Source organism: Pseudomonas sp. 05L36 (assembly GCF_056398125.1).
In genome coordinates this window covers 35,677-59,010 of the sequence record NZ_JBFTOU010000030.1, presented here as the reverse complement: position 1 = coordinate 59,010, position 23,334 = coordinate 35,677, and the positions used below count along the sequence as shown (strand labels likewise).

Here is a 23,334-nt window from a genome sequence, read left to right as displayed (position 1 = left end):
CGGGGCGGCGAGCGGTACTCGCCGCCTCGATCGTCATTACCGGGCGGCAGTGGCGGCCAGCAAGGGTGCGATTTGCTCATCGGTCAATGCGGCGTGCACGTCCATGCTCATCAGGTCGTTCCACTCCAGCACCCATTTTTGAATCGGCACCAAATCACTCGCCTCGGCAATGCCGAAGCCGGCCGAGCTCCCTACAGCATGCCAGCGTCCGTGCATGGTGACGCCTGCAGGCGGCGCGCCACCGGTCTTGAGAAAACGTGCGATTGCGGCATCACGGTTGTCCGGGCTGATTGTCCAACTGACGATGAATAACATCGGCCACCTCCTGTTACGGATTGGCACCGGTCTTTATGCGCGTACCTGGCTGGCGCCGGGGCCGTGGCCGCGCTTGGGTTTGCAGTTCCGTCCTGGCTGGCTTGCGGCAAAATCTCCCATGGAAGGCATAGCAGTGCACCGAGATTCCTGTATGACCGCTGATCCTGTTCCGGTGCATTTTCGAGGGGGTAACAGACGCCTGTTTCACCAGCGAAACATGGGCAGCGGGCGCAGCGGCGAGCGGATGAATTGCCGGGCTGAAAGCTTCATCAGCATCGAGTGAAAACCGTGATCGGGAAAGGTCGCCTGCACGGTTTTGATGAAGCTTCGGGGCAAGCCGAAACGCACCAGGCCCAGCGACACATCCACCAGATCGGCCTGGCGGAAGTGTTCGACACTGTTGGCACAAGCGCCGCGATACCGGCGCAGCTTGTGATGCTCAAGTATCAACGCGCTGACTTCATCCTTCAGTTCCGCTCGTTGCTGGCTGTCGAGGTACTCACTGGCCAGGGCAATGGATGGCGGCAGGTAGTCGAGGGTGTCATCGGTCCAGATACCCAGGTCATGAAATGCCGCTGCGATCTGTACGGCGTCCGAGGGCAAACCTTCGGCACCGCTGAGGGCGGTATGGAAATTCAGCACCCGGTAAATGTGGTTGCGGTAGCCCTGCAGGTCGACACCGATGGCCAGGGCGTACGTGGTGAGAATCTTGTCGGTGAGGGGGAACTCGAGAATGGGCTTCATCAGGCGTCACGCAACAGGTCGTTGGCATTGAGCAGTTCGTAGGCAATCTCCGGGCGCTTTTCCATGGCACGGCGAATAGCGGCGGGGATGTTGGCGCGGGTCTTGCGGCACAGCCCCGGCAGTTCGCCAACGCGGATGCCGATGCCGCGCATGGTGCGCACTTCGTTGAAGCCGGGGGCGATGTCCACGCGCAGACCCAACTGTTCGAACATGCGCCGTTGCACGTGCTCAAGATCGCTCAGGCTCTGCAGGTTTTCCAGGCGTTCGATCAGGCGTTTTTCTTCGTTGCGGGTCAGAAACAGAATGCGCAGGTCCGCCCCCGGTGTTTCCAGCAACGGGTCACGCCCGCAGTCGCAGGCGCCAGGTGGGCAGGGTGAGCGGATCGCAGCGGTGGTGGTCATGGGGATCAATCATAGAGCGCTGTGATCGAATTTGCCCATAGGGATTTGTGGGGGCGATGCAAAGCAATGTAGGAGCGAGCTTGCTCGCGATGGCGGAGTATCAGCCGACATCATTGCTGAATGTCAGTCCGCAATCGTCGGAACGCCGCCCGGAGCAAGCTCGCTCCCACAGGTTTTACGGTGAGTCTCGCTTACCTCACTTCAAGACAAGCATCCGATAAACGCCGTCCTCGACTTCGATCCCGTGGGTGTCATGGGTGAAGCCGGGGAAGGATTTGTCGAAGGCTTCCAGTGCCTTGAGATACGCCAGCAACGGACCGTCCGCCGGACCCGCGTTCTCACCCGGCATGAGCAGCGGGATGCCTGGTGGATACGGCACGATACCGGTGGCGGCGAGGCGCCCGGCGGCTTCGTTGAGGGTCACCAGTTCGATGTCGTTGCGCACCAGTTTTTCGTAGGCCTCCACCGGGCTGAACTCGGCCTTTGGCAGGGTGCCGAAGGCCTGGGACATGTTGGCGGTGGTCTTGTGTTTCTTCATGGCGGCGAAGATTTCGTCGGCCAGATCCTTCAGGCCCATGCCGGCATAGCGGTGCTGGTTGGCGTTGTACAGGTCGGGCAGGCACAGCTCGAGCTCGGCGTTGTCGTCGTAATCGCGCTTGAAGTCGAGCAGGGCATTGAGCAGCGTGCCCCATTTGCCTTTGGTGATACCGATGGAGAACAGGAACAGGATGGTGAAGTCGGTGGTTTTCTCGACCACGATACCCTGACGACCCAGGTAAGCGGTGACTACGCAGGCGGGGATGCCATTGGTGAGCAGGTTGCCGTCGTCGCCCATGCCCGGGGCAAGTACCGAAACCTTGATCGGGTCGAGCATGCAGTAGCCGTCTTCGATGTCACCGAAACCGTGCCATACCGCGTTCGGGTGCAGGACCCAGCAGTTCGGGTCGGTTTTAAGCGTAGCCGGGTCGACCTCATGGAACGGCACGGTCGCTGCGCCAACCTGTACGGTCGGCGGCTGCCAGCAGGTGAAGAACCAGTCATCCTTGCTCAGCATCTCGTTGTGCATGCGCGAAAGAACCTGGCGAAAGCTGATGGCTTCTTCAATCGATTCGCTGGTGAGGATCTGCCCGCTCGGCGCTTCCATCATTGCCGAGCTGACGTCGCAGGACGCCATGATCGCGTAGTTCGGCGAGGTCGAGGCGTGCATCATGTACGACTCGTTGAAGCGCGCATGTTCGATCGGGTTACGCCCGTCACGCACGTGGATCATCGAGGCCTGGGACAGCGCGGCCAGCAACTTGTGGGTCGACTGGGTGGCGAACACGGTCGGCTTGGACTTGTCGTGATCGGCCGGGTTGCCGTGCATGGCATGGCGCCCGCTGTACAGCGGGTTGAAGCGCGCATAACCGTACCAGGCTTCGTCGAAGTGCAGACGGTCGACACTTTCGCCCAGCAGCTCTTCGACGCGGGTGACGTTGTAGGTCAGGCCGTCGTAGGTGGAGTTGGTGACAATGGCGTGCACCGGCGTCGGGTCGATGCCTGCCTTGACCAGCGGGTTGTTGGCGATGGCGGCTTTCACGCCTTCGGCGCTCAGGGTCTGCGGCAGGATCGGGCCGATGATGCCGTAGCGGTTGCGGGTCGGCACCAGGTAGGTCGGAATCGCCCCGGACAGAGTCATCGCATGCTCGGCGGACTTGTGGCAATTGCGGTCGCACAGGGCGATCTGGTTGCGCGTGACGCTGGCCATGAGGATGACGCGGTTGGACATCGACGAACCGTTGGTCACGTAATACGTGCGGTGCGCGCCGAAAACCTTGGCGGCATAACGTTCGCCCTGGCCGATGGGGCCGCTGTGATCGAGCAGCGAACCGAGTTCGCCGACCGAGATCGACAGGTCGGAACGCAGCAGGTTTTCGCCGAAGAACTCGTAGAAGGCCCGGCCTGCGGTGCTCTTCAGGAATGCCGTGCCACCGGCATGCCCTGGGGTGTGCCACGAGTATTCATAGTTGCGGGCAAACTTCACCAGCGCGCCGAACATCGGCGGCAGGGCAGCCTGGCGATAGCGTTCGATGGCCGCCAGGATGCGCCCGCTGAGGAAACGGGAGGTGTCCTCGGGCAGCCAGATGAAGTCGTCGGCGTGTTGCATGACCAATAACGGAATGGTCGACGCGGTGGTACGGTCGCTGATCAGGAACACCGGCACCCGGGTGTTGCGCTCACGCAGCTTGACCAGCAATTTGGTGCAGTCGGCATGGCCTTCGCTGGTGTCCATTTCCCATCGGATCAGCACGCATTGAATAGCCGGGTCAGAGCGCAGGATCGAGGCGGCATCGGTGAGGCTTTCCGAGGCCAGAACACTGACACCACGTCCCTCTACGTCGTGGACCAGTTGGTCCAGGGCGCGGCCGAACACCGTTCGCTTGTCCGGCGGACTGCTGACCAGTAGCGCCAGCATGCCCAGCGAGTGTTTATATTCCGTCATGCTTGAACCTCCATAGTGGCTGTATTCAGATTATTCACCGGCACTGGCTCGGCAGTGAGGTGCTGCGCGCTGACGGTTTGCGTCGGTACGCTGTTGTTGAGAGCTTCGAGGCGGATCAGGCGGTTGTTGACGAAGCCGAACAGGGTGTAACCGAAGATCGTGGCCACGCCGCCCAGCATCAGGGCCTGCTCGCCGGAGCTGTACAGCGCCAGATAGCTGTAGGCCGCCGCGATCAGGGCAATGACGTTGGTCGCCAGTGCCTTGCCTTCTGGCACGTTGGAGACTTTCTGCATGGTCATCAGCGCGGCCATGGACAGGATGTAAGGCACCAGGTTGGTCACCACTGCGAGGTTGACCAGGGTATCGAACTGTTTGCTCAGGTCTGGACTGATGGTGAGCAGGGCCAGCGCGGTCTGTGCGGCGAGCAGTACCAGCATGCCGACAATCGGCGTTCCCGCCTTGTTGGCCTTGGCGAAGATCGACAGGAAGTAACCGGTGTCCGCCGAGCTTTTGTACACCTGGGCGATGGTGAACTGCCAACCCAGCAGCGAGCCGATGCAGGCGAGTACCATGGCCGCCATCACGATGTCGCCGACCATCGGGGTGAACATCTTGGCAAACACCAGGCCGAACGGTGCGGTGGACGCGACCAGTTCTTCGTTGCCGACGATACCGAAGATGACGTTGGTGGAGACGATGTAGATCACCGCCGCACCCAGGGTGCCGCCCAGCACGGCAATCGGTACGTTGCGCTCAGGGTTTTCCACCGCGTCGGTGTTGGCGCAAGCCGATTCCAGGCCGAGGAAGGCCCACAGGGTGATCGCCACCGAGGCGCCTGCCGCTTCGAACCAGCCTTTGTCGTGGGGGTTCCAGCCTGCGGCGTAGACGCTGCTGTCGAACCAGAACCAGCCCACCGTGGATACCAGCACCACCGGGGCAATCACACCCCAGACCGTGATCGCACCGATCCGGCCGGTTATGCTGGCGCCGCCAAAGTTGGCGAAGGTGGTGATCCACAACAGAGCAATAGTCGCCAGACCTACTTGCAGCGAATCGAGTTTTATCCCGAACAACACCTGGATATAACCAACCGCAGTAATACTGATCGCCACGTTGGCAATCAACAGCGACAGACCATAGGTGTAGTTGGTGATGTAGTTACCCGCTTTACCGAACGTGTATTCGGCATAACCGCCCATGCCGCCGGTCTTGCGGCTGAGCATCCCGCATCGCGCAAACGCGTAGGCCAGAGCGAGGGAGCCGGTGGCAGTCACCAGCCAGGAGAGGATCGAAATTGCACCGACTTCCGCGAGTTTCGTCGGTAGAAGCACAATGCCGGAGCCCAACATGTTGACGGCAGTCAACATTGTCAGTTGCCCCACACTCATTTTCTTTGCGACTGACATTCCGTTGCCTCACTTAGTTGGCGATTGAGAGTCTTAGCTATAGCAAAGGATTGAAAACTCGCAAGAAATGACATTGCCCATCTCGTTTTCGCTTTAATTTGCAGAAAAGGCACGATGCTGGCCCCCAAGTTTACAAATCCTCAGCAAAATTAGTTCATTTTCAGCCAGTTAAATAGGTCAAGATGCGCAAGATATGGATCGCGTTAATCCCGCTGGTAGTTGCGGGTGTAGCCAATTCGGCTCAAGCCAAAGAGCTGGCCAGCAATGATCAGTACATGTGCAGTTGGGGTGCGGGCACCGCTGCAAGGGCACAGGAACTCAAGCTTGCAGGCGTTTCTTTGTATGCTGCGCGCCAGAAAATCCAGGTCTACAAGTTCGCCAAAACCTGGATGCGCATGATGGCACTTGGCATTACAGAGCAAACTTATGACAGTCCGTCGCGATTCAAACCGACTGCTGTACGGCAGAGCTTTTATGAGGACTGCGTCAGGTACAAGTTGGCGCGTAAATAAACAAGAAACGGGCGCTGGTCGGATCGACCACGGTGTGGGCGTGTGACGTCTATATTGATTGACCATCCCAGCGACCCGATGGGGTGTTAAAACCGGTTTTTTACAACTTAATCAGGAGGTCACCATGAACCAGATCGATAAAGTGTTGTACACCGCCAAAACCCACACCACCGGCGGGCGTGACGGCGCCTCCCGCAGCTCCGACGGAATCCTCGATGTGCAGCTGTCATCGCCAGGTGCGGGCGGTGGCGGTACTAACCCTGAGCAACTGTTCTCTGCCGGATGGTCAGCCTGTTTTATCGGCGCCATGCAGGTTGCGGCCAGGGAAATGAAAGTAGCGTTGCCCAAGGATGTGGCCGTCGATGCCGAAGTCGACCTGGGCACCAATGAAGGCGGCTACCTGCTCCAGGCACGGCTCAATGTCAGCCTGCCAGGGCTGGATCGCGAAACCGCGCAGAAAATCGTCGACACCGGGCACCAGTACTGCCCGTACTCGAAAGCCACGCGCAACAACATCAACGTCGTACTCAAGCTGGTTTGAGTTGACATGAAAAGATCTTGATCAAAAAAAGATCGCAGCCTGCGGCAGCTCCTACACCGATTTCGTAGGAGCTGCCGCAGGCTGCGATCTTTTTGGTGTTGCAATACTACGGGAAAATCAATTCATCTTGCTGTGATCATGCATCATCGAGCTGTGATCCATAGTGCCAATCGCCTTGGCAACGGCTTCAACCTGAATCGACTCTTTCTCACCCCTGGAGTCTTCCACGGTCAGGGTCAGCGGCACCTTGTCGCCTTCCTTGATCTGGCCCGTCAGGTTCATGAGCATGATGTGGTAGCCGTGGGGATCGAAGCTCACCGCTTTACCGGCGGGCAGTGCGACGGCGCCCACCTGCTGCATTTTCATCACGTCGTCTTTCATGCTCATTTCATGGATCTGCACAAGCCCGGCAACCGGCGTTTGCACGCTCAGCAGTTTGCTGTCGCTGCTCGCGGTGACGGTCATGAAGGCACCGCTCGACGGCTGGCCGGCCACGGTGGCGCGGACCCAGGCGTCTTCTACCTCGGTTTGTGCCGACGCCTGAAAGGCCAGGCCGACCAGGGACAAGCCCAGCGCCAGTTGCTTGCAGCGTTGTGCGAAACGGTTTTTAGCCTGCGGGGCATTCATTTCAGCAAACCTCCATCACGGTGAGCAGGTCTTCTGCGCACTCTTGGGCCGTCAGGGACGTGGACAGTCCCAGGCGCAGAGTGCCCCGGGAGTCGAAGACATAGCTGGTCGCGGTATGGGAGAGGGTATAGGTATCGCCGCTCGGGACTTTTTCAAAAAACACGCCAAATTCCTTGGCGGTGGCAGCGGTTTCTTCCAGGGTGCCGTACAGCGCTTCAAAACTCGGGTCGAAGGCTTTTACGTATTTATCGATCATCTCTGGCGTGTCGCGCTCAGGGTCCAGGGTGATGAAGATCACCTGCAGCCTTTCGCCATCGCGACCCATCAGCTTTTTGGCCTGGGCCGCGCGGGCCAGGGTGGTCGGGCACACGGCCGGGCACTGGGTGAACCCGAAGAACACCATCGGCATCAGGCCGCGATAGCTGCCCAGCATCCGGGTTTCGCCCTGAGCGTTCTTGAGCTTGAAGTTACGCCCCATGATCTTGTCGCTGAGGTCTTTGCCGTACTTGAACGACAGCTTGCTGCTGTCGTCGCAACCGGCGAGCAGGCCCAGGCTCAACAGGCCCATGCCTTGCAGGACCGTTCGGCGGGTATACACAGTACTCATTGAAAAAGCATCCTGTTGAACAGGCTGAAATGACAGCGTGATGACTGTACAGACGAAAAAATCGTGGGGATGTTAACAAACTGTGTCGGTGCCGGAGGGGCGGATACGACCATTGGACCGACACAGAGGCGTGACATAGTGTCGCGCCGGAACGGGGCTTGATGATTTTGTAGGGGGGATTAACGACGCAGCTGCGCGCAATGATCCTCTTCCGGTTGTGCGGCGGTGTACCACACGTAATCCGCACTCTCGGCAGTCACGGTCTTGCCCGCTTCGGCCAGGATCAGCACTGCATTCCCTTCACCGGCACCGAGGTCTTTCAAGTGCAATGGCACCCCCAGGTCCTTGCGCACGTGGAAGGCGCCGGCCAGCAGCAACGCCGGCAGAGGCGCGGCCATCAGGCGCTCCGCCATGTGCCGGTCACGCTGTTGCTGCACCGCGAGCATCGCCGGCATCTGTGCTTCGGGCAGCAGACCACAATGGGATTCGCGGATGTCGTCCAGCAAGGTCGCCTGCACCTGTTGGGTGGTAGACGCTTGCCCCGTGAGTACCGGGCGCTGTTTGTAGATCTGCATGATCTGCGCGCGGTCCAGGTTCGCCGCCAGCAGCGGATACGGTTGTCGTAGCGCGTAGGTGACCAGTGCGCCATAAACACTCCAGTCCCAATTGGCCTGCCAGGCCAGCGCCGTGAACGCATCGGCCGGTGGCTGTCCGGCGCGGGTCGCGGCTTGGGCGGCATCGACCCTGGCCTGTTGATCGGGATTGAGCATTTCCATCAGCAGACTGCCCTGGGCGCGTTGTGCCGCCAGTTCGCGCAGCAACCACAGTTGCAGGGCGTGGTGGTCCGGGTTGTCGTGCTGCTCTCCGACCAAAACACTTGGGGCAGCGGCCAGGCGTTGGACCAGTTCTTGCGGCGTCAGCGTGCGGCCCGTGGCGAGTTCACGGATGACCCCGAAGTCAGTGTGATCACGCCCTTGCGGGGCGATCGACGCCGGCAGTGGTGTAACTTGATGGGTTTGGCAGGCAGCCAACAGGCTGAATGCACAGAGCAATACAAAGCGCATCGGTTTTCCTTATTGGACAGGTGCCCCCTCGATGACAGAGGAGGGGGGCGGTATCAGCGCGCGATGATCAACGGATGGCCGCGTTCCGGATGCTGGTGGATCAGCACCTCCAACCCATAGACCGCCGCCAGCGCTTCGGCGGTCAGCACCTCGGCCGGTGGACCGTAGGCGTGGGGCAGGCCCTGTTGCAACAACAGTAGTTGATCGCAGTAACGTGCGGCCAGGTTGAGGTCGTGCAGAATCACCAGCACCGCCGCCCCGCGCTCGGCGAAATCACGCACGGCTTGCAAAATGGTGTGCTGGTGCAGCGGATCGAGCATCGACGTCGGTTCATCGAGCAGCAGGGTTTGCCCTTCGGCACCCGGCCACAGTTGAGCGAGCACCCGCGCCAGATGCACGCGCTGGCGTTCACCGCCGGACAGGGCCAGGTAACTGCGTCCGGCCAGATGAAGCGCATCGGCCGCTTTAAGCGCTTCGGCGACGATTTCGGCATCGCGCACGCGGCCGCTGGCGTGAGGCAAGCGACCCATGCCCACGACTTCATTGACCGAGAACGCAAAGTTCAGGCTCGAACTCTGCGGCAGCACGGCCAGGCGTCTGGCCCGCTCCTGACCCGGCCAGTCGGCGAGCGGACGCTCGTCGAGGCTGACCCTGCCTTCGCTGCTCGCCAGTTCGCCGCACAAAGCGGCGAGCAGGGTGCTTTTGCCAGCGCCATTGGGCCCCAGCACCCCCAGTACTTCACCGGGGCGCAACTCGATATCGATGTTCGCCAGTACCGTGCGGTTGCCACGGCGTACCAGCAAGTTGTTTGCCCGCAGCATCAGGAACGCCCTCGTACCAGCAGATAAAGAAAGAACGGAGCGCCGATCAGTGCAGTCACGATACCGATGGGTAATTCGGCTGGCGCCAACAGCAGGCGCGCCGCCAGATCAGCCAACAACAGCAGGCTGGCACCGGCCAGTAACGACGCGGGCAGCAACACCCGGTGATCCGGGCCGACCAGCAGACGCATCAGATGCGGTACCACCAGGCCGATAAAGCCGATCAGGCCGGCCGCCGCGACGGCCGCACCGACGCCGAGCGCCGTGCACAGCACCAGCTCAAGCTTGATCCGCTCGATGTCGAAGCCCAGGTGACGGGCTTCCGACTCACCCAGCAGCATGGCATTGAGCGCCGCCGCCCGACGGGGCAACCACAGCGCCACGCCCAGGGTGACGATCAGCAACGGCCACAAGCGCAGGTAGCTGGCACCGTTGAGGCTGCCCAGGTTCCAGAACGTCAAGGTGCGCAAGGTCGCGTCATCGGCCAGGTAGGTGAACAGCCCCACGCCGGCACCGGCCATGGCCGTCATCGCCACTCCCGCCAAGAGCATGGTGGCAACGTCGGTTTGCCCGTTGCGGCGACCAAAGCGATACACCACCGCCGTGACGATCAAGCCACCGGCGAAGGCGCTGACCGACAGCAGATAAGGTTCGATGGCCGCTGGCATGCCGCCGAGCAGGCTGCCGCCGACGATGGCGAGCGCGGCACCGAGTGCCGCGCCACCGGAAACACCGACCAGACCCGGGTCCGCCAAGGGGTTGCGGAACAACCCCTGCATTGCCACGCCGGACAGCGCCAGTATCGAACCGACGGCGATACCGAGCAGACTGCGCGGCAGACGAATCTGACCGAGGATCAACTCCGCCTGCTGTGTATCGCCACCGTCAAGCGGCAACCCCAGCAGACGCATCCCGGCCAGCAAGGTATCGCCCAGCGGCAGGCTGACCGGTCCGAGAGCCAGGGACAACCAGAACACCAGCACCAGCAACAGCAGCAAAAAGATCAACGTCGGACGCGGCCGAAAAATGGCCGTCATGGGTTGGTCCCGGCAGTCTGCGCTTTGGCGTCCGGGTAGAACGCCGTGTAAAGACGCGTCAGTGCATCCGGTACACGCGGGCCAAGGCCTCCGACCAGAAGCGTCGGGTCGATCACCACCACCCGGCCATTTCGACCGGCCTGGGTTTGCGCCAGGATCGGGTTCTGTTCCAGCAAGGCTTTACGCGCCGCATCACCCTCCAGACGACCACCGGCAAAGATGATTACTTGCGGGTCCAGGCTCAGCATGGCTTCACTGGAGACCGGTTTGTAGCCGTTGTGCTCACCCAGGCTTTTGCCACCGGCCTGTTGAATCATCCAGGCGGCCAGGGTGTCTTTGCCCGCCATTTGCAGGTTGCCACCGGAGTGGCTGAGCAGCATCAGCACCCGGGGAGCCGGTTGCTGTTGCTGCGCCAGCTTGACCCAATCGGCCTGGGTTTGCAGGCGCTTGAGGTAACCGCCCATCAGCGCTTGCGCCTCAGTTTCCTTACCCAGCAGTTGCCCCAGCTCGGTCAGGTTGTGTTGCAGGGCTGGCACGTCGGCCTTGGCCGACAGCAATTCAATGCGCACGCCGGCCGCCTTGAGTTGCTCGAGCACCGGTGGCGGGCCCATTTCGTTGCTGCCCACCAGAATGTCCGGCTTCAGGGCCAGGATCCCTTCGGCCGCCAGCGCGCGCTGGTAGCCGACGCCCGGCAGGCGGTGCAGCGATTGCGGGTACTGGCTGGTGCTGTCGACACCCACCAGTTTGCTTTCGCCGCCCAGGGCAACCACCCATTCGCTGAACGCACCGCCGGCACTGACCCAGCGCTGGGGCAGGGCATCGGCGACGGCCATCTGGCTGACGAGCACGCTGGCACAGGCCAGCAGTGTTTTCATACGCATCGGAACTATTCCTTAGCCGATCAGAGGGGTGGCGGTTTCAGCCAGGGCACGCCAGTCGTCACGCTCAGGGATGCCTGGCTTGCGCACGCCGAACAACTGGATGACCAGCTCGCCTTCGGCATCGAAACCTTCGTAGCTGGTGATGATGCCATCGACGCTCGGCTTGCGCACACGCCACAGTTCGGTCACGCCAGTGGTTTTCAAGTGCAGGTTGAACATCGGGTCGAGCACGTTGAACCAGGTGTCCATCCAGCGCAGGTTGCTGACGGGGCCGGAGTGAATCTGGATGCAGTGCTTGTTGCCCACGAACACCATGATCGGCACTTCACGCTTGCCCGCTTCTTCAATGACGCGGGTCAGCTCGACGGTGGCCAGAGGTTCGGCCCACTCGTGACCGGCCAGGCGCAAGGCCTGGGTGCGCGCCACGTCATTACGCTTGAGCAGCAAGAAGAAGTCGTGGGTGTCCTTGAGCTGCGACCATTCGCTACGCAGGGTGTCTACATCGACTTCGCCATCGGCACGCGGTGCCTTGGCTTGCGGCAGCGGTTGCAGGTTCAGTTCGGCCGTTTGTTCTTCGGCGCGCATACGCTCGACCAACGGCGCCCAGGCGGCATCGAAGCTGGTGGCGGTCAGGTAGACCTTGTGCACGGCCAGGCCCTGACGGTCGAACACCTGGATGCTGCGCTGCGGACCGCGCGCGGTGGTCTCATCGACGGCGAACACGCTGGCCCAGCCGCTGAGGAACAGGCGCAAGTCGATGTCCGGCGACAGCACCATGCCCATCTGACCGCTGCCCATCACCGTCACTTCGCTGTACACGCCCTTGCGTTCGTGTACGCAATGTTCGTTGCGGGTCAGGGCCATGATGGTGCCCAGTTCGCCGAGGGCTGGCAGCAGCTCTTTCCACTCCGGCCGCAGGCGCACGGTGTCGGTGTCCAGGCGGCTGGCGGTCAGCTCGGCCTCGCTGACGCCCAGTCTTGCGGCGGCGTCGCGGGCGCGCAGGCCGGGTTGTTCGGCGCGTAGCTGTTGCCAGGTCTGGTACAGGGCCGGGCTGGTTGGCAGGGCGGACGTTTGTGCGGTCATGTGAAGCTCCTTCAGGGTCAACGGTTCGCCGTGAGGGCGAATTCTATTGGTATCTCTACGCGGCTGGGCACGGCCCGGCCGTCGACAATTTCGGGGCGAAAACGCCAGGTGGTGACGGCTTCGAGTGCAGCCTGGTCAAGGCTTTCCACCCCGGAAGAACGCACCAGCGTCAGCTTGAGTTGCTGGCCGCGTTCATCCAGGCGCACCTCGACCCGCACCACGCCCTGCTGGTTTCGGCGGCGTGCAGTGGTGGGGTAGCGAGGCGCGGGGGGCGGGGTGACGAAGGTCGGGCGCAGGCTGACCACCGGAGAGAGTATGGGGGCCGGGGCAGCAGCGACCGGCGTGGCCGGATGGGTGTTCTGTGCGGGTACGGCGGCGGGGGGCGCTGCCGGTGCCGGTGGGTTTTTCGCCACGGTGGCCGGCAACTCAAGCGGTTCGGCGCGACGTGGATCGGTCTGGGATTTGGGAGCCGGTTGCGGTTTGCTCGCAGCCTTGACGATGGACGGCTGGGTGCTGACCGGCAGTGGCTTGACCAGTGTTGGCGCGGGCGTTGCGGGTTCAGCCTTTGTTGTCGCCGGTTCCTTCACCGGCGTTGGTGCTGGCGCTGATGTTGACGTTGACGCGGGCGCGCGGACGGGCTGCGGTGGGGCAGGGGCGGGCACCGCAATCGGCGCCAGGGTGACCAGTTGAATGGCCATCGGCGGCTGAAAGGCCAAAGGTTCAGGCGCGGCCTGAATCTCGCGAACGAGCCATCCGGCGCTCAAATGCAGCGCAATCGATAACCCCAGACAACCCCAGAAGTGCTTCATGCACACTCGTTCCAGATTTAAAATATAATGTACATGATAATAATTTGCATTTACAAGTCAAGCTGGTTATCTTCGCCGCCGCTGCCGAAAAGCGTTTTTGTATACATCCCTTCAAGAGAAAGGGCCGAGCGCTTTGTTCACAAAAAATCAAACACACGCCGGACAGTTGCCGTCACCCATGCAGATCCCCTTCAGCACCCTGCATGCACGTGACCGCTGTCAGACTCTCAGGAGTAAAAGTCAGATGTCGATCCGCCCGCCATTCGCCATGCGTCCCTGGCTCGCCTTGCTGCTGCTCTCACCTTCGCTGGTTTTTGCCGCCGAACCCGTTACTCAGTTCGATACCGTCAGCGTGACCGCCACCCGCACCGAGCAGACCCTGCTGCAGGTGCCGAGTACCGTGTCGGTGCACAGCGAGCGTGAAATCGATCAGCAGAACGACAAGGACCTCAAGGATCTGGTGCGTTATGAGCCGGGCGTTTCGGTGAGCGGCACCGGCAGCCGTTTCGGTCTGTCCGGGGCGAACATCCGCGGTATCGACGGCAACCGGGTTCTGACCCAGGTCGACGGCGTGCGCGTGCCGCAAAGCAACGCCTTCAGCCCGTTCCAGGACGTGCGCAGCAACTACGTCGACCTCGATACCATCGAGCAGGTGGAAATCATCCGCGGCCCGGCGTCTTCGCTGTACGGCAGCGACGCCATCGGTGGTGCGGTCAGCTACCTGACCAAGGACGCCGCTGACTACCTCGAAGACGGCGACGACGCCTACGCACGCTTGAAGACCGGTTATGACGGCAGCGATGACAGTTGGCAGCGCAGCGCCACCTTCGCCGGCCGCACCGGCACCGTCGATGGCCTGTTGCACCTGGGTCGCCGTGACGGTCAGTCCACGGATACCGCAGGCAGCGTCGGTGGTGTCGGCGTCAACCGTGAAGAAGCCAACCCGCTCGACTACACCACCGAAAACGTGCTGGCCAAACTGGGCTGGGACTACGCTGAAGGCGACCGCCTGCAATTCACTTACGAGCGTTATCAGGACGACGCCGACAGCAACCTGCTGAGCGACATCGTTCCCCGCGCCACGGGCATGAGCCCGGCGATTCTCGGCTCCACTTCCAAAGACAGCATCGACCGTACCCGCTACAGCCTGGCGCACACCCTGAGCCTGGACAGCGCGATGGCCGACAAGCTGCAATGGCAGCTGAACTATCAGGAAAGCAGCAACGACCAGGATACCTTCCAGCAGCGTCAGACCGCCTCGGGGGTCAACCGCGTGCGCACCCGCCAGTCGTCTTACGATGAACGCTTGTGGAGCCTGAATGCCCAGCTCGACAAGCAATTCGCGATTGCCGACACCAGGCACCATTTGATCTACGGTGGTGAAGTCAAGCGCATCGACTCGAGCAATCTGCGTACCGGTAAAGAGGTTCGCCTGGACACCGGCGCTACCGTGCCGGCCTCGGAGAATTTCCCGGTCAGCGACTTCCCGGATCCGACCAGCGAATCCCTGGGCCTGTTCGTGCAGGACAGCATCGAGATCGGCCGCTGGACCCTGTTGCCGGGCCTGCGCTACGACTACTACCGCCAGACCCCGCACGTCACTCAGGAGTACCTCAATGGCCTGCCGTCGGAAACCGATCCGTCGCGCATCATCGACGATCACATCTCGCCGAAATTCGGCATGACCTATCAGCTGACCGAGCACGAAAGCCTGTACGGCCAGTACGCCGCCGGTTTCCGCGCACCTAACCCGGTCAACATGTTCGGTGAGTTCAGCAACCCACAGATTGGCTACAAGCAAATCGGCAACCCGAACCTCAAGGCGGAAACCAGCGACAGCTTCGAGACCGGTCTGCGTGGTCGCTACGACCTGGGCAGCTTTGGTATTGCGCTGTTCTACAACAAGTACAAGGACTTCATCGACACGGTCGGCTTTGTTGATCCGACCAGCGACATCCCGCTGACCTTCCAGTCGCGCAACCTGAGCAAGGTCACCATTCGTGGTGCCGAAGCCAAGGGTGACGTCAAGCTGGATGCCTTCATGCCGGCCGGCACCCGCGCGCTGGGCTCGATTGCCTATGCCCGTGGCAAGGACGAAGACACCGGCGAGGCGCTCAACAGTGTCGACCCGCTCAAGGCCGTCATGGGCCTGGCCTACGATGCACCGAGCGGCGTTTACGGCGGCCAGGTCATGTGGACTCTGGTTCAGGCCAAGGACCGCGTCGACCACAGCGGCGATGCCGATCTTCTGATCAACCGTCAGTTCGAAACACCGGGCTACGGCACACTCGACCTGACGGCCTGGTGGCAGGTGACCCAGGAAGTGTCGGTCAATGGCGGTCTGTTCAACGTGACCGACAAGAAGTACTGGAACTGGGGGGACGTGCAGGGCCGCGACGAAAATGCGGCAGGTCTTGATCGTCTGACTCAGCCGGGGCGTTATGCGGCGGTCAACCTGATCTGGGAAATCTGATGGGCGGGAGCTGATCTGCAACAGTCAGTTCCCGAACTGGCGAGATTTGTGGTGAGGGAGCAAGTTCCCTCGCCACATCCTCTCCATGAAAAAAACTCGTGATCATCAAGATTTAAATGAGTTTGTCTCACCAAGGCTCAACTACTGACAATGGCTCCATTAACCAGATGGAGTTTTATTGTCATGGCATTGGCCCATTCCCTTGGATTTCCGCGCATTGGTCGCGACCGCGAACTGAAAAAGGCTCAAGAGGCGTTCTGGAAGGGCGAGCTCGACGAAGCCGGTCTGCGCACCGTGGGCCGCGACCTGCGCAAGACCCACTGGGACTTGCAGAAAAAGGCCGGGATCGAGCTGTTGCCGGTCGGTGATTTTGCCTGGTACGACCAGGTTCTGACCCACTCGCTGATGTTCGGTGTGATCCCTGAGCGCTTCCGCCCGCACGATGGCAAGGCCAGCCTGCAAACCCTGTTCGGCATGGCGCGCGGTGTGAGCGACAGCTGCTGCGGCGGCGCGCATGCCCAGGAAATGACCAAGTGGTTCGACACCAACTATCACTACCTCGTGCCTGAATTCAGCGCCGATCAACAATTCCAGCTCGGCTGGGATCAGCTGTTCGAAGAAGTCGAAGAGGCCCGCGCACTGGGGCACCACGTCAAGCCGGTGATCATCGGCCCGTTGACTTACCTGTGGCTGGGCAAGGTCAAGGGCGCCGAATTCGACAAGCTGGAGCTGCTGGATCGTCTGCTGCCGTTGTACGGTCAAATCTTCCAGCGCCTCGCGGCACAAGGCGTTGAATGGGTACAAATCGACGAGCCGATCCTGGTCCTCGATCTGCCGCAGGACTGGAAAAACGCCTTTGAGCGCGCCTACAACCTGATTCAGCGCGACCCGCTGAAGAAGCTGGTCGCCACTTACTTCGGCGGTCTGGAAGAGAACCTGGGCCTGGCCGCCAACCTGCCGGTGGACGGTCTGCACATCGATCTGGTGCGCGCACCTGAGCAGTTCCCGACCATCCTCGACCGTCTGCCGGCCTACAAAGTGCTGTCGCTGGGCGTGGTCAACGGCCGCAACGTCTGGCGCTGCGACCTGGAAAACGCCCTGGCCACGTTGCAGTATGCTCACGAGCGTCTGGGTGATCGCCTGTGGGTTGCGCCATCCTGCTCGCTGCTGCACAGCCCGGTTGACCTGGGGCGTGAAGACAAGCTCGATGCCGAACTGAAAAGCTGGCTGGCGTTTGCCGTGCAGAAGTGTGAAGAAGTTGCGGTGCTGGCTCAGGCGGTGAAAGAACCGGAAGCGCCGAAGGTGCTTGACGCGCTGACTCGAAGCCGTGCCGTGCAGGCCAGCCGTGCTGCGTCGCCGCGCATCCACAAACCGGCCGTGCAGGCACGCGTTGCCGCGATCACCGCCAAGCACAGCCAGCGTCATTCGCTGTTTGCCCAGCGTATCGAGAAGCAACGCGCCGGTTTGAACCTGCCGCTGTTCCCGACCACCACCATCGGTTCGTTCCCGCAAACCGCGTCGATCCGTCTGGCTCGCCAGTCGTTCAAGCAAGGCAAGCTGACCGAAGCCGAATACACCGAAGCGATGCACAGCGAGATCCGTCACGCCGTGCAAGTGCAGGAACACCTGGGCCTGGACGTGCTGGTGCACGGTGAAGCCGAGCGTAACGACATGGTCGAGTACTTCGCCGAGCAACTCGACGGCTACGTGTTCACCCGTTTCGGTTGGGTCCAGAGCTACGGTTCGCGCTGTGTGAAACCGGCGGTGATCTTCGGCGACCTGAGCCGTCCGAACGCCATGACCGTGGAGTGGATCCGCTACGCCCAAGGCCTCACCGACAAAGTGATGAAGGGCATGCTGACAGGTCCTGTGACCATGCTGATGTGGTCGTTCCCGCGCGAAGACGTGAGCCGCGAAGTGCAGGCCCGCCAACTGGCCCTGGCGATTCGCGACGAAGTGGTGGACCTGGAAGCCGCCGGGATCAAGATCGTGCAGATCGACGAAGCCGCGTTCCGCGAAGGCTTGCCGTTGCGCCGGGCGCAGTGGCAGCACTACCTGGACTGGGCGACCGAAGTGTTCCGCCTGTGCGCCTGCGGCGTGCGTGACGAAACCCAGATCCACACCCACATGTGCTACAGCGAATTCAATGATGTGATCGAGTCCATCGCCGCCATGGATGCCGACGTGATCACCATCGAAACCTCGCGCTCGGACATGGAACTGCTGGGTGCGTTCGAAGCCTTCGCTTACCCCAACGAAATCGGCCCGGGCGTGTATGACATCCACTCGCCACGGGTGCCGGACTCCGCGGAAATGGCCAACCTGCTGCGCAAGGCCGCCAAGCGTATTCCCGCCGACCGCCTGTGGGTCAACCCGGACTGCGGCCTGAAGACCCGCGGCTGGCCGGAAACCGAAGCGGCGCTGGTGCACATGGTCAATGCGGCGCGCCAGCTGCGTAAAGAGTGGGCCTGACGCTGTATTGGGTGCACCGCTGAGCCCTGTAGGAGCGAGCCTGCTCGCGATGGCGGAGTGTCAGGCGACATCGATGTTGAATGTGCCGGCCTCATCGCGAGCAGGCTCGCTCCCACAGGGTTGCATGGCAGTCAGCACCTGTATGCAGGCATTGAAAGCCAATCACCGCCGCGGCTCGGCCACCAACAGCAACGACTGCGGCACAGGGCTTTGCGGGTGCTGCGGCTCTTGCAAGCCGGCTAGCGCAAAACCCGCCATGTCCAGCGCATTGAGCCAGCTGGACAGGGTGCGGAAATACCACGGCATGGGCTGCCACTGCCCCTTGAACCCGGCGAAGGTCTCTTCCCGCCAACCATCCTGATAATCGCCTGCCGCAGCTGCCCATGGATGCAACGTCTGGATCACCAGTGCACCACCCGGGGCGAGCAGGAGGTTCATGGCGGCGAGCAGGGGAATGATGTCCTGATGCAGCAGGGCGAAGTTGGCGCAGATCAGGTTGTAGTCGCGGCCGATATCGATTTTCGCTTTGGCCAACGCTTCATAGCTCGCCACATGCACCGGCGACGAGCACGCCGCGCGCGCAGCCTCCACCAGCGTCACGTCGCCATCCACACCCACCGCGTCAATGGCCCGTTCAGCCAGCGCGCGCAACAACCAGCCTTCGCCGCAACCCAGGTCGAGCACACGCTCGGGCTGACGACCCAGCACCGCCAGCAGAATGGCCTGGTCGGTGACCTTGAGGCGGCTTTCAATGGTGCCGCTGCGGATGGCGTCGATCCAGGCCAGGGCGTTGTGGTGCCAGCTGTCGAGGAGGGTGGATTCGGGGGCTGACATGGTCGATGTCCGGCGTGATGGCTTGGATGAAAGGATAGGGCAACAGAAGGTTAACGGTGGAACCGGTTTTTACCCGGCACCACCGACTGCGCGTGGCTAGTCGCTTTTGGTGGCTGCCAAATGATAGGCAACCAACGCGTTAGCGTGGCCATGACCCATTCCGTGTTCGGTTTTGAGCCAGGCCACCATCTCCATGTGTTTCTTGTCGCCGACGGTTTTAAGCAGATCCAGCCAATGGGTGATCGGCTGAGCGTACTTTTTTTCAATTGACGGGAAGTACGAAGCCGGTCCTTTGGTTTTTGTCTCTTCGGTCACGATGCAAACTCCCTTTTCCAATGTTCTGAGTTCGAATGCAGCGCCGATTACGTTACTTATTTGCCGTCAGTGCGTCCATCGTCCAAACGGTCGAACGTGGAGCACGTTGTTCTCAATAACTCATCCCGTCATCAATCCCGATGCCCTGGGCGCGCATGGCCTTGATCAACTCGCCACGGGTGCCGGGCAGGTTGAGTATGGTCCTGGCGCGTAACGCCGTGACTTCTTCGGCGGTGTAAGGCTGATAGTCGGCCGGCACGCTTTTGCCTGCCATGCCGTCTTCACTCATCAGCCAGTTGAGCAAGTCCGCCAGTTGCCCGGTGCCCAACCGGCCATTTTGTCTTCGTCGGAAACCAGTGATCAGGACGGCAGGATCTTCGGTGCATCACCGGCAAAATCCACCGGGCGTACGGTACCGGTCGTGGTGGTGAAGTAGTAGGTGTCGCCGACGTTGACGGCGCGCTCTACCAGTTTTTCCGCGTTCGGATCAAAGAACGGTGTGCGGCTGCGCGCGGTTTCCTGGCCCTGATCGTTGAGGGTCACCACCTGCAGGCTGCCGTCGCCGCACAGCGAGGCGAAGCGGCGGTTGCCGATCGGGTAGTTGAGCACGCGACCGGGGATGGCGATTTCCGTGGCACGGCCTTGGCCTGGGTATCGACCACGGTGACCGAGGTCGACGGGGTGAAGTTGTAGACGTAGACGAACTTGTCGTCACCGCTTGGCTAGAGCGAGTAACGCTGGGTCAACAATTCGGCACGCTTGTTCGGGATCAGCACTTCCCAGGCGGGTGACAGGGTCGAGCTGTCCCACGCTGTCAGCACGTCGGTGCGGCTACCGCGGCTACCGCGGGAGTACCAGATGTCGGCGCTATAGATGGTCTTCTCCTCGGGACCGAGCACCGTTACGCCTACAGCCTGGCCGGCACCACTGCCATTTACCTGCGCCATCCGCTGCAACGCTACCTGCGCGACTCGATGGTGGTGACCCAGCACGCCTTCCTCAGCGAAGGACTGTACGACGGTGCCGGCTCGGTGTTCCTCGGTGTGCCGCCGTTCCCTGGCTATATCTGAATTCTCATCACTTTTTCAAGGATCAACAGCATGTCCCAAGCTACCCAGGAACCGTTGGAAAATTACCCACCAGTTGATTCAACCCCGCCGCCTGTTGTTCAGCGTCAGGAGGGTGGTAGCACCGATAATCACTGCGATTCCCAAAAGCTCGTTGATCCCTGGACATTCGTTCCAGAATAGAAAGCTGATCAGGGTTGCGAAGATCAGGGTGGCATACTCGAAGGGTGCTATCACTGATGCCGGGGCATTCTGATAGGCGAAGGTCAACAGGACTTGCGCCACACCTCCCAGCAAACCGATGGCCACCAGCGCGGGAAGATCCCGCATCGGCGGGGTTACCCCATCGAACAGCAGCGAGACCGCTCCCACAAATGTGCCGAACAGCGTGAAATAGAAAGCAATGGCTGTCCCGCTCTCGGTGCCTGGCATTGAACGGATGGAGATCAGCGCCGCAGCGGTAGCAATCGCCCCTAGCAACGCCACCAGGACACCGGTCTCCACGCGCCACGTCATATCGGGCAAGACGATGAGGTACGCCCCAACGAAACCGAGCAGAAGCGCCAACCATTTACCGGTATTGGCCGGTTCCTTCAGAAACACAATCGCAAACAGACCAATGAACAGGGGGGCAGTGTTATTAAGGGCAGTGGCTGTCGCCAACGGCAACATTCCCACTGCCGCAAAGCTGAAAAACTGCGAGGCTGTGCCGAAAATCGACCGAAGGGCATGTGCCCCCGGCTCCTTTATGCGGAGCGTCTTCCACTCACCCAGATAGCAGACCAACCCGATAATCGGAATCAGTGCAAACAGATTTCGTACAAAAATAATCTGGCCGATCGGATAGCTTGCGCCCATGCCCTTTATGAGGCCATACATCGTTGCTATCAGCAGTGCGGAAATCAATCTGAAGAGAATGGCCTGCCTGACTAATGCCGAAGACGCCCCATAGGTGCTTGCAGTTTTCGGCATCACATGTGCCCTCCCTGGTTCCGCTGACTCAACAGGTGGAATCAATTACCGTTTCAGGAAGAGATTTCACAGCGCCGACAATTTCGAGAATCTCCTTTTTTGACTCGGTTTCCAGGCCCAAAGAATGGAGATTTCGGCCGACGGCGAGATAGTCGGTGTTGTTCACAACAGATGCCAGTTTTATGATCGAGCCAATCGTCGAGCACTCGATGCCAATCCGTTGTCCAAGCTGGAACCACGGAACGAGAACGTAGGGTACATCCTGGGAAACGAACCGGTGACGCATATGCTCCGGCGCCATGCGCATCACGTTGTGCTCGGGAGAATTCCTGGCAAATTCGGTGAAGCTGAAAAAGGAGTGACCATAAAAACCATTGATGATGTCCACCACCGAACTGGTTTTCAGTCCGAAGCCGCGAGCGATACTCTGCCGCTCCTGGTCGAGCTGGTCGATTACCCGGCAAACAGAGGACGACATGCCTTCTTTATAGAAGTAGAAATCTCCGCTAGTGGTTTCGATCCATCCGGCATTCATCAGTGCCGGCACCGGGTGAATGACCCCGGTCACACAGGACAAGCCGATTTCAAGCACATTTTCACGCCAATCCAGCGGCATAGGAAAAATCGCTTCGATATCGGCACGAATGTCGGACGTCAAGTTGACCGGTATTGACGCTATCGGAAGCAACTTTTTAATCCCGGTTATTCGGACTTTTCCATCCTCGTTGCGGGAGGCATAGGGAGAAGTGCTGGTTTCGACGAGGGCTTTGGCGTTCAGATATCGACGTGCCGCCAGGCTGAAGAAGTTTCCGGTGATGCAGATGATGACGTGATCGCGCAGGTCGAATTTTGCAAGCTCATCAATGATGGTGTCGTGCCCATAAGCGGGAACCGTAATTATGATGTATCTGGAAAATTCCAACACTTCGGCAATTGAAGTACTTAACCGCGGATGAACATGGCCGTTGGCTGCCAGTGTTGTCTTCAGGTGTCCCGCCATACGGATAGTATCAAGATTGTCACTGTGCTGATAATGGGCAAACAATAGAGCGTCGATACCGCGACTTAATAAATCCGCTGCAAGTGCAGAGCCGCAATGACCTGCGCCGATGATGGAGATTGGAATTTTCATACTGTGATCCTTCACGAAAAAATGTGCCCGCTATTAACTTGCTTCATGATTGAAAAAACAACCAAGGAATAGTGATAAATGTTTTCTGTATAATAAGGATGTATAAATAATGCTCGGATCGAATTTGAGTTGATTTGAAATAAAATAAATAACTTAAAGACCTCCGAATATTTCCTCGGCTTTGCAGGAACGTGAACTGCCCGCGAAGAGCGAAGGGTGTGCGGGTATGAGTATTGATGTTGTGTTGATCTCCTTCGCGGGATCGCCGCATCGCCGCTCTGACGAAAGCGGAATATCAGGCAACATCAATCTCAAATGCGAAAGCTACCCACCAACTGATTCAACCGCGCCGCCTGCCGTCCCAGCTCGGTACAAGCCCGCAGTGTCGATTGCAGATTCTCCGCCCCTTGCTGGTTCAGGCTGTTGATCTGTGTGATATCGACATTCAACGCCTCGACCATGGCGGTCTGTTCCTCGGTAGCAGCGGCGACGGACTGGGTCACGCTGCCCAGGCGGGAGCCGGCGAGGTTGGCGATGGTGACGCTTTCTTCGCTGTGGCGCTGGCGCTGGCTCTCGGTCATGGTGGTGACCGATTCCCGCGCACCCACTTGCAGCTCCTCGATCATTTGCTGGATCTCCAGCGCCGAGGTCTGGGTGCGTCCGGCCAGGCTGCGCACCTCGTCAGCGACTACGGCAAAACCACGGCCCGCTTCACCGGCCCGCGCCGCTTCGATCAGCA

At 60.5% G+C, this 23,334-nt stretch carries 21 protein-coding genes and 4 pseudogenes; 5 read left to right on the top strand and 20 right to left on the bottom strand.

Annotated elements, in window-relative coordinates; translation table 11 throughout:
- Positions 1-36: 36 nt before the first annotated feature.
- The 5 genes from AC1DKH_RS25630 to potE form a co-directional block, all read right to left on the bottom strand.
- The gene (locus AC1DKH_RS25630) at positions 37-315 is read right to left on the bottom strand and encodes a DUF3303 domain-containing protein (protein ID WP_116263655.1); all 279 of its coding nucleotides are present in this window, start codon (positions 313-315) and stop codon (positions 37-39) included.
- 204 nt (positions 316-519) lie between these two features.
- Entirely contained in the window at positions 520-1,059 is a 540-nt protein-coding gene (locus tag AC1DKH_RS25625; RefSeq protein WP_477799677.1) for an HD domain-containing protein, read from the bottom strand.
- Positions 1,059-1,460, bottom strand: coding sequence for a hypothetical protein (locus tag AC1DKH_RS25620; RefSeq protein ID WP_477752765.1), 402 nt, complete (start codon positions 1,458-1,460; stop codon positions 1,059-1,061). The genes AC1DKH_RS25625 and AC1DKH_RS25620 overlap by 1 nt, the downstream gene beginning before the upstream one ends.
- Positions 1,461-1,656: 196 nt before the next feature.
- Positions 1,657-3,942, bottom strand: coding sequence for an Orn/Lys/Arg family decarboxylase (locus AC1DKH_RS25615; RefSeq protein WP_477752764.1), 2,286 nt, complete (start codon positions 3,940-3,942; stop codon positions 1,657-1,659).
- The gene (gene potE / locus AC1DKH_RS25610) at positions 3,939-5,348 is read right to left on the bottom strand and encodes a putrescine-ornithine antiporter (RefSeq protein WP_115947497.1); all 1,410 of its coding nucleotides are present in this window, start codon (positions 5,346-5,348) and stop codon (positions 3,939-3,941) included. The genes AC1DKH_RS25615 and potE overlap by 4 nt, the downstream gene beginning before the upstream one ends.
- Before the next feature lie 182 nt (positions 5,349-5,530).
- Here potE and AC1DKH_RS25605 point away from each other — a divergent pair, with 182 nt between their 5' ends.
- Positions 5,531-5,860: a hypothetical protein gene (locus AC1DKH_RS25605; protein ID WP_477752762.1), complete on the top strand. Its 330-nt coding sequence runs from the start codon at positions 5,531-5,533 to the stop codon at positions 5,858-5,860.
- Positions 5,861-5,984: 124 nt separating this feature from the next.
- Entirely contained in the window at positions 5,985-6,401 is a 417-nt protein-coding gene (locus AC1DKH_RS25600; protein WP_477799676.1) for an organic hydroperoxide resistance protein, read from the top strand.
- Positions 6,402-6,518: 117 nt separating this feature from the next.
- Here AC1DKH_RS25600 and AC1DKH_RS25595 read toward each other — a convergent pair whose 3' ends face one another.
- From AC1DKH_RS25595 to AC1DKH_RS25560, 8 genes are all read right to left on the bottom strand, one after another.
- Positions 6,519-7,028 (bottom strand): copper chaperone PCu(A)C, encoded by a 510-nt coding sequence (locus tag AC1DKH_RS25595; protein WP_477799675.1) that lies wholly within the window; start codon positions 7,026-7,028, stop codon positions 6,519-6,521.
- 1 nt (position 7,029) lies between these two features.
- Complete coding sequence (locus AC1DKH_RS25590; protein ID WP_477752760.1) at positions 7,030-7,635, bottom strand: SCO family protein; 606 nt, start codon at positions 7,633-7,635, stop codon at positions 7,030-7,032.
- Positions 7,636-7,814: 179 nt separating this feature from the next.
- A complete protein-coding gene (locus AC1DKH_RS25585) occupies positions 7,815-8,699 on the bottom strand; it encodes a ChaN family lipoprotein (RefSeq protein ID WP_477799674.1) in 885 nt (294 codons plus the stop codon).
- A 53-nt stretch (positions 8,700-8,752) separates the two neighbouring features.
- Positions 8,753-9,520, bottom strand: coding sequence for a heme ABC transporter ATP-binding protein (locus tag AC1DKH_RS25580; RefSeq protein WP_477799673.1), 768 nt, complete (start codon positions 9,518-9,520; stop codon positions 8,753-8,755).
- A complete protein-coding gene (locus AC1DKH_RS25575; RefSeq protein WP_477799694.1) occupies positions 9,520-10,503 on the bottom strand; it encodes a FecCD family ABC transporter permease in 984 nt (327 codons plus the stop codon). The genes AC1DKH_RS25580 and AC1DKH_RS25575 overlap by 1 nt, the downstream gene beginning before the upstream one ends.
- Before the next feature lie 50 nt (positions 10,504-10,553).
- Positions 10,554-11,438: a heme/hemin ABC transporter substrate-binding protein gene (locus AC1DKH_RS25570; RefSeq protein ID WP_477799672.1), complete on the bottom strand. Its 885-nt coding sequence runs from the start codon at positions 11,436-11,438 to the stop codon at positions 10,554-10,556.
- 12 nt (positions 11,439-11,450) lie between these two features.
- Positions 11,451-12,521, bottom strand: a complete 1,071-nt coding sequence (locus AC1DKH_RS25565) for a hemin-degrading factor (RefSeq protein WP_477799671.1) — start codon at positions 12,519-12,521, stop codon at positions 11,451-11,453.
- Between the two features lie 17 nt (positions 12,522-12,538).
- Positions 12,539-13,330 (bottom strand): energy transducer TonB, encoded by a 792-nt coding sequence (locus tag AC1DKH_RS25560; protein ID WP_477799670.1) that lies wholly within the window; start codon positions 13,328-13,330, stop codon positions 12,539-12,541.
- Positions 13,331-13,574: 244 nt separating this feature from the next.
- Here AC1DKH_RS25560 and AC1DKH_RS25555 point away from each other — a divergent pair, with 244 nt between their 5' ends.
- Together AC1DKH_RS25555 and metE are read left to right on the top strand one after the other, a co-directional pair.
- Positions 13,575-15,803, top strand: coding sequence for a TonB-dependent hemoglobin/transferrin/lactoferrin family receptor (locus AC1DKH_RS25555; RefSeq protein WP_477799669.1), 2,229 nt, complete (start codon positions 13,575-13,577; stop codon positions 15,801-15,803).
- A gap of 183 nt (positions 15,804-15,986) precedes the next feature.
- On the top strand, positions 15,987-18,275 hold the full coding sequence (gene metE / locus AC1DKH_RS25550) for a 5-methyltetrahydropteroyltriglutamate--homocysteine S-methyltransferase (RefSeq protein ID WP_477799668.1): 2,289 nt from the start codon (positions 15,987-15,989) through the stop codon (positions 18,273-18,275).
- A 162-nt stretch (positions 18,276-18,437) separates the two neighbouring features.
- On the opposite strand, the gene AC1DKH_RS25545 is transcribed toward metE, so the two are convergent.
- The 4 genes and pseudogenes from AC1DKH_RS25545 to AC1DKH_RS25530 form a co-directional block, all read right to left on the bottom strand.
- On the bottom strand, positions 18,438-19,109 hold the full coding sequence (locus tag AC1DKH_RS25545) for a class I SAM-dependent methyltransferase (protein ID WP_477799667.1): 672 nt from the start codon (positions 19,107-19,109) through the stop codon (positions 18,438-18,440).
- 96 nt (positions 19,110-19,205) lie between these two features.
- Positions 19,206-19,424, bottom strand: a complete 219-nt coding sequence (locus tag AC1DKH_RS25540) for a DUF4287 domain-containing protein (protein ID WP_477799666.1) — start codon at positions 19,422-19,424, stop codon at positions 19,206-19,208.
- Positions 19,425-19,536: 112 nt separating this feature from the next.
- A pseudogene (locus tag AC1DKH_RS25535) lies at positions 19,537-19,752 on the bottom strand (cytochrome C); the annotation flags it as partial.
- A gap of 35 nt (positions 19,753-19,787) precedes the next feature.
- Positions 19,788-20,305, bottom strand: a pseudogene (locus AC1DKH_RS25530) (amine dehydrogenase large subunit); the annotation flags it as partial.
- A gap of 24 nt (positions 20,306-20,329) precedes the next feature.
- Between AC1DKH_RS25530 and AC1DKH_RS25525 the strand changes: the two are divergent.
- A pseudogene (locus AC1DKH_RS25525) lies at positions 20,330-20,494 on the top strand (flavin-dependent monooxygenase); the annotation flags it as partial.
- Between the two features lie 78 nt (positions 20,495-20,572).
- Here AC1DKH_RS25525 and AC1DKH_RS25520 read toward each other — a convergent pair.
- From AC1DKH_RS25520 to AC1DKH_RS25510, 3 genes and pseudogenes are all read right to left on the bottom strand, one after another.
- Positions 20,573-21,463, bottom strand: a complete 891-nt coding sequence (locus AC1DKH_RS25520) for a DMT family transporter (RefSeq protein WP_477799665.1) — start codon at positions 21,461-21,463, stop codon at positions 20,573-20,575.
- 28 nt (positions 21,464-21,491) lie between these two features.
- Positions 21,492-22,595, bottom strand: coding sequence for an NAD/NADP octopine/nopaline dehydrogenase family protein (locus tag AC1DKH_RS25515; RefSeq protein ID WP_477799664.1), 1,104 nt, complete (start codon positions 22,593-22,595; stop codon positions 21,492-21,494).
- Between the two features lie 311 nt (positions 22,596-22,906).
- Positions 22,907-23,329 (bottom strand): annotated as a pseudogene (locus AC1DKH_RS25510) (methyl-accepting chemotaxis protein); the annotation flags it as partial.
- Positions 23,330-23,334 lie beyond the last annotated feature (5 nt).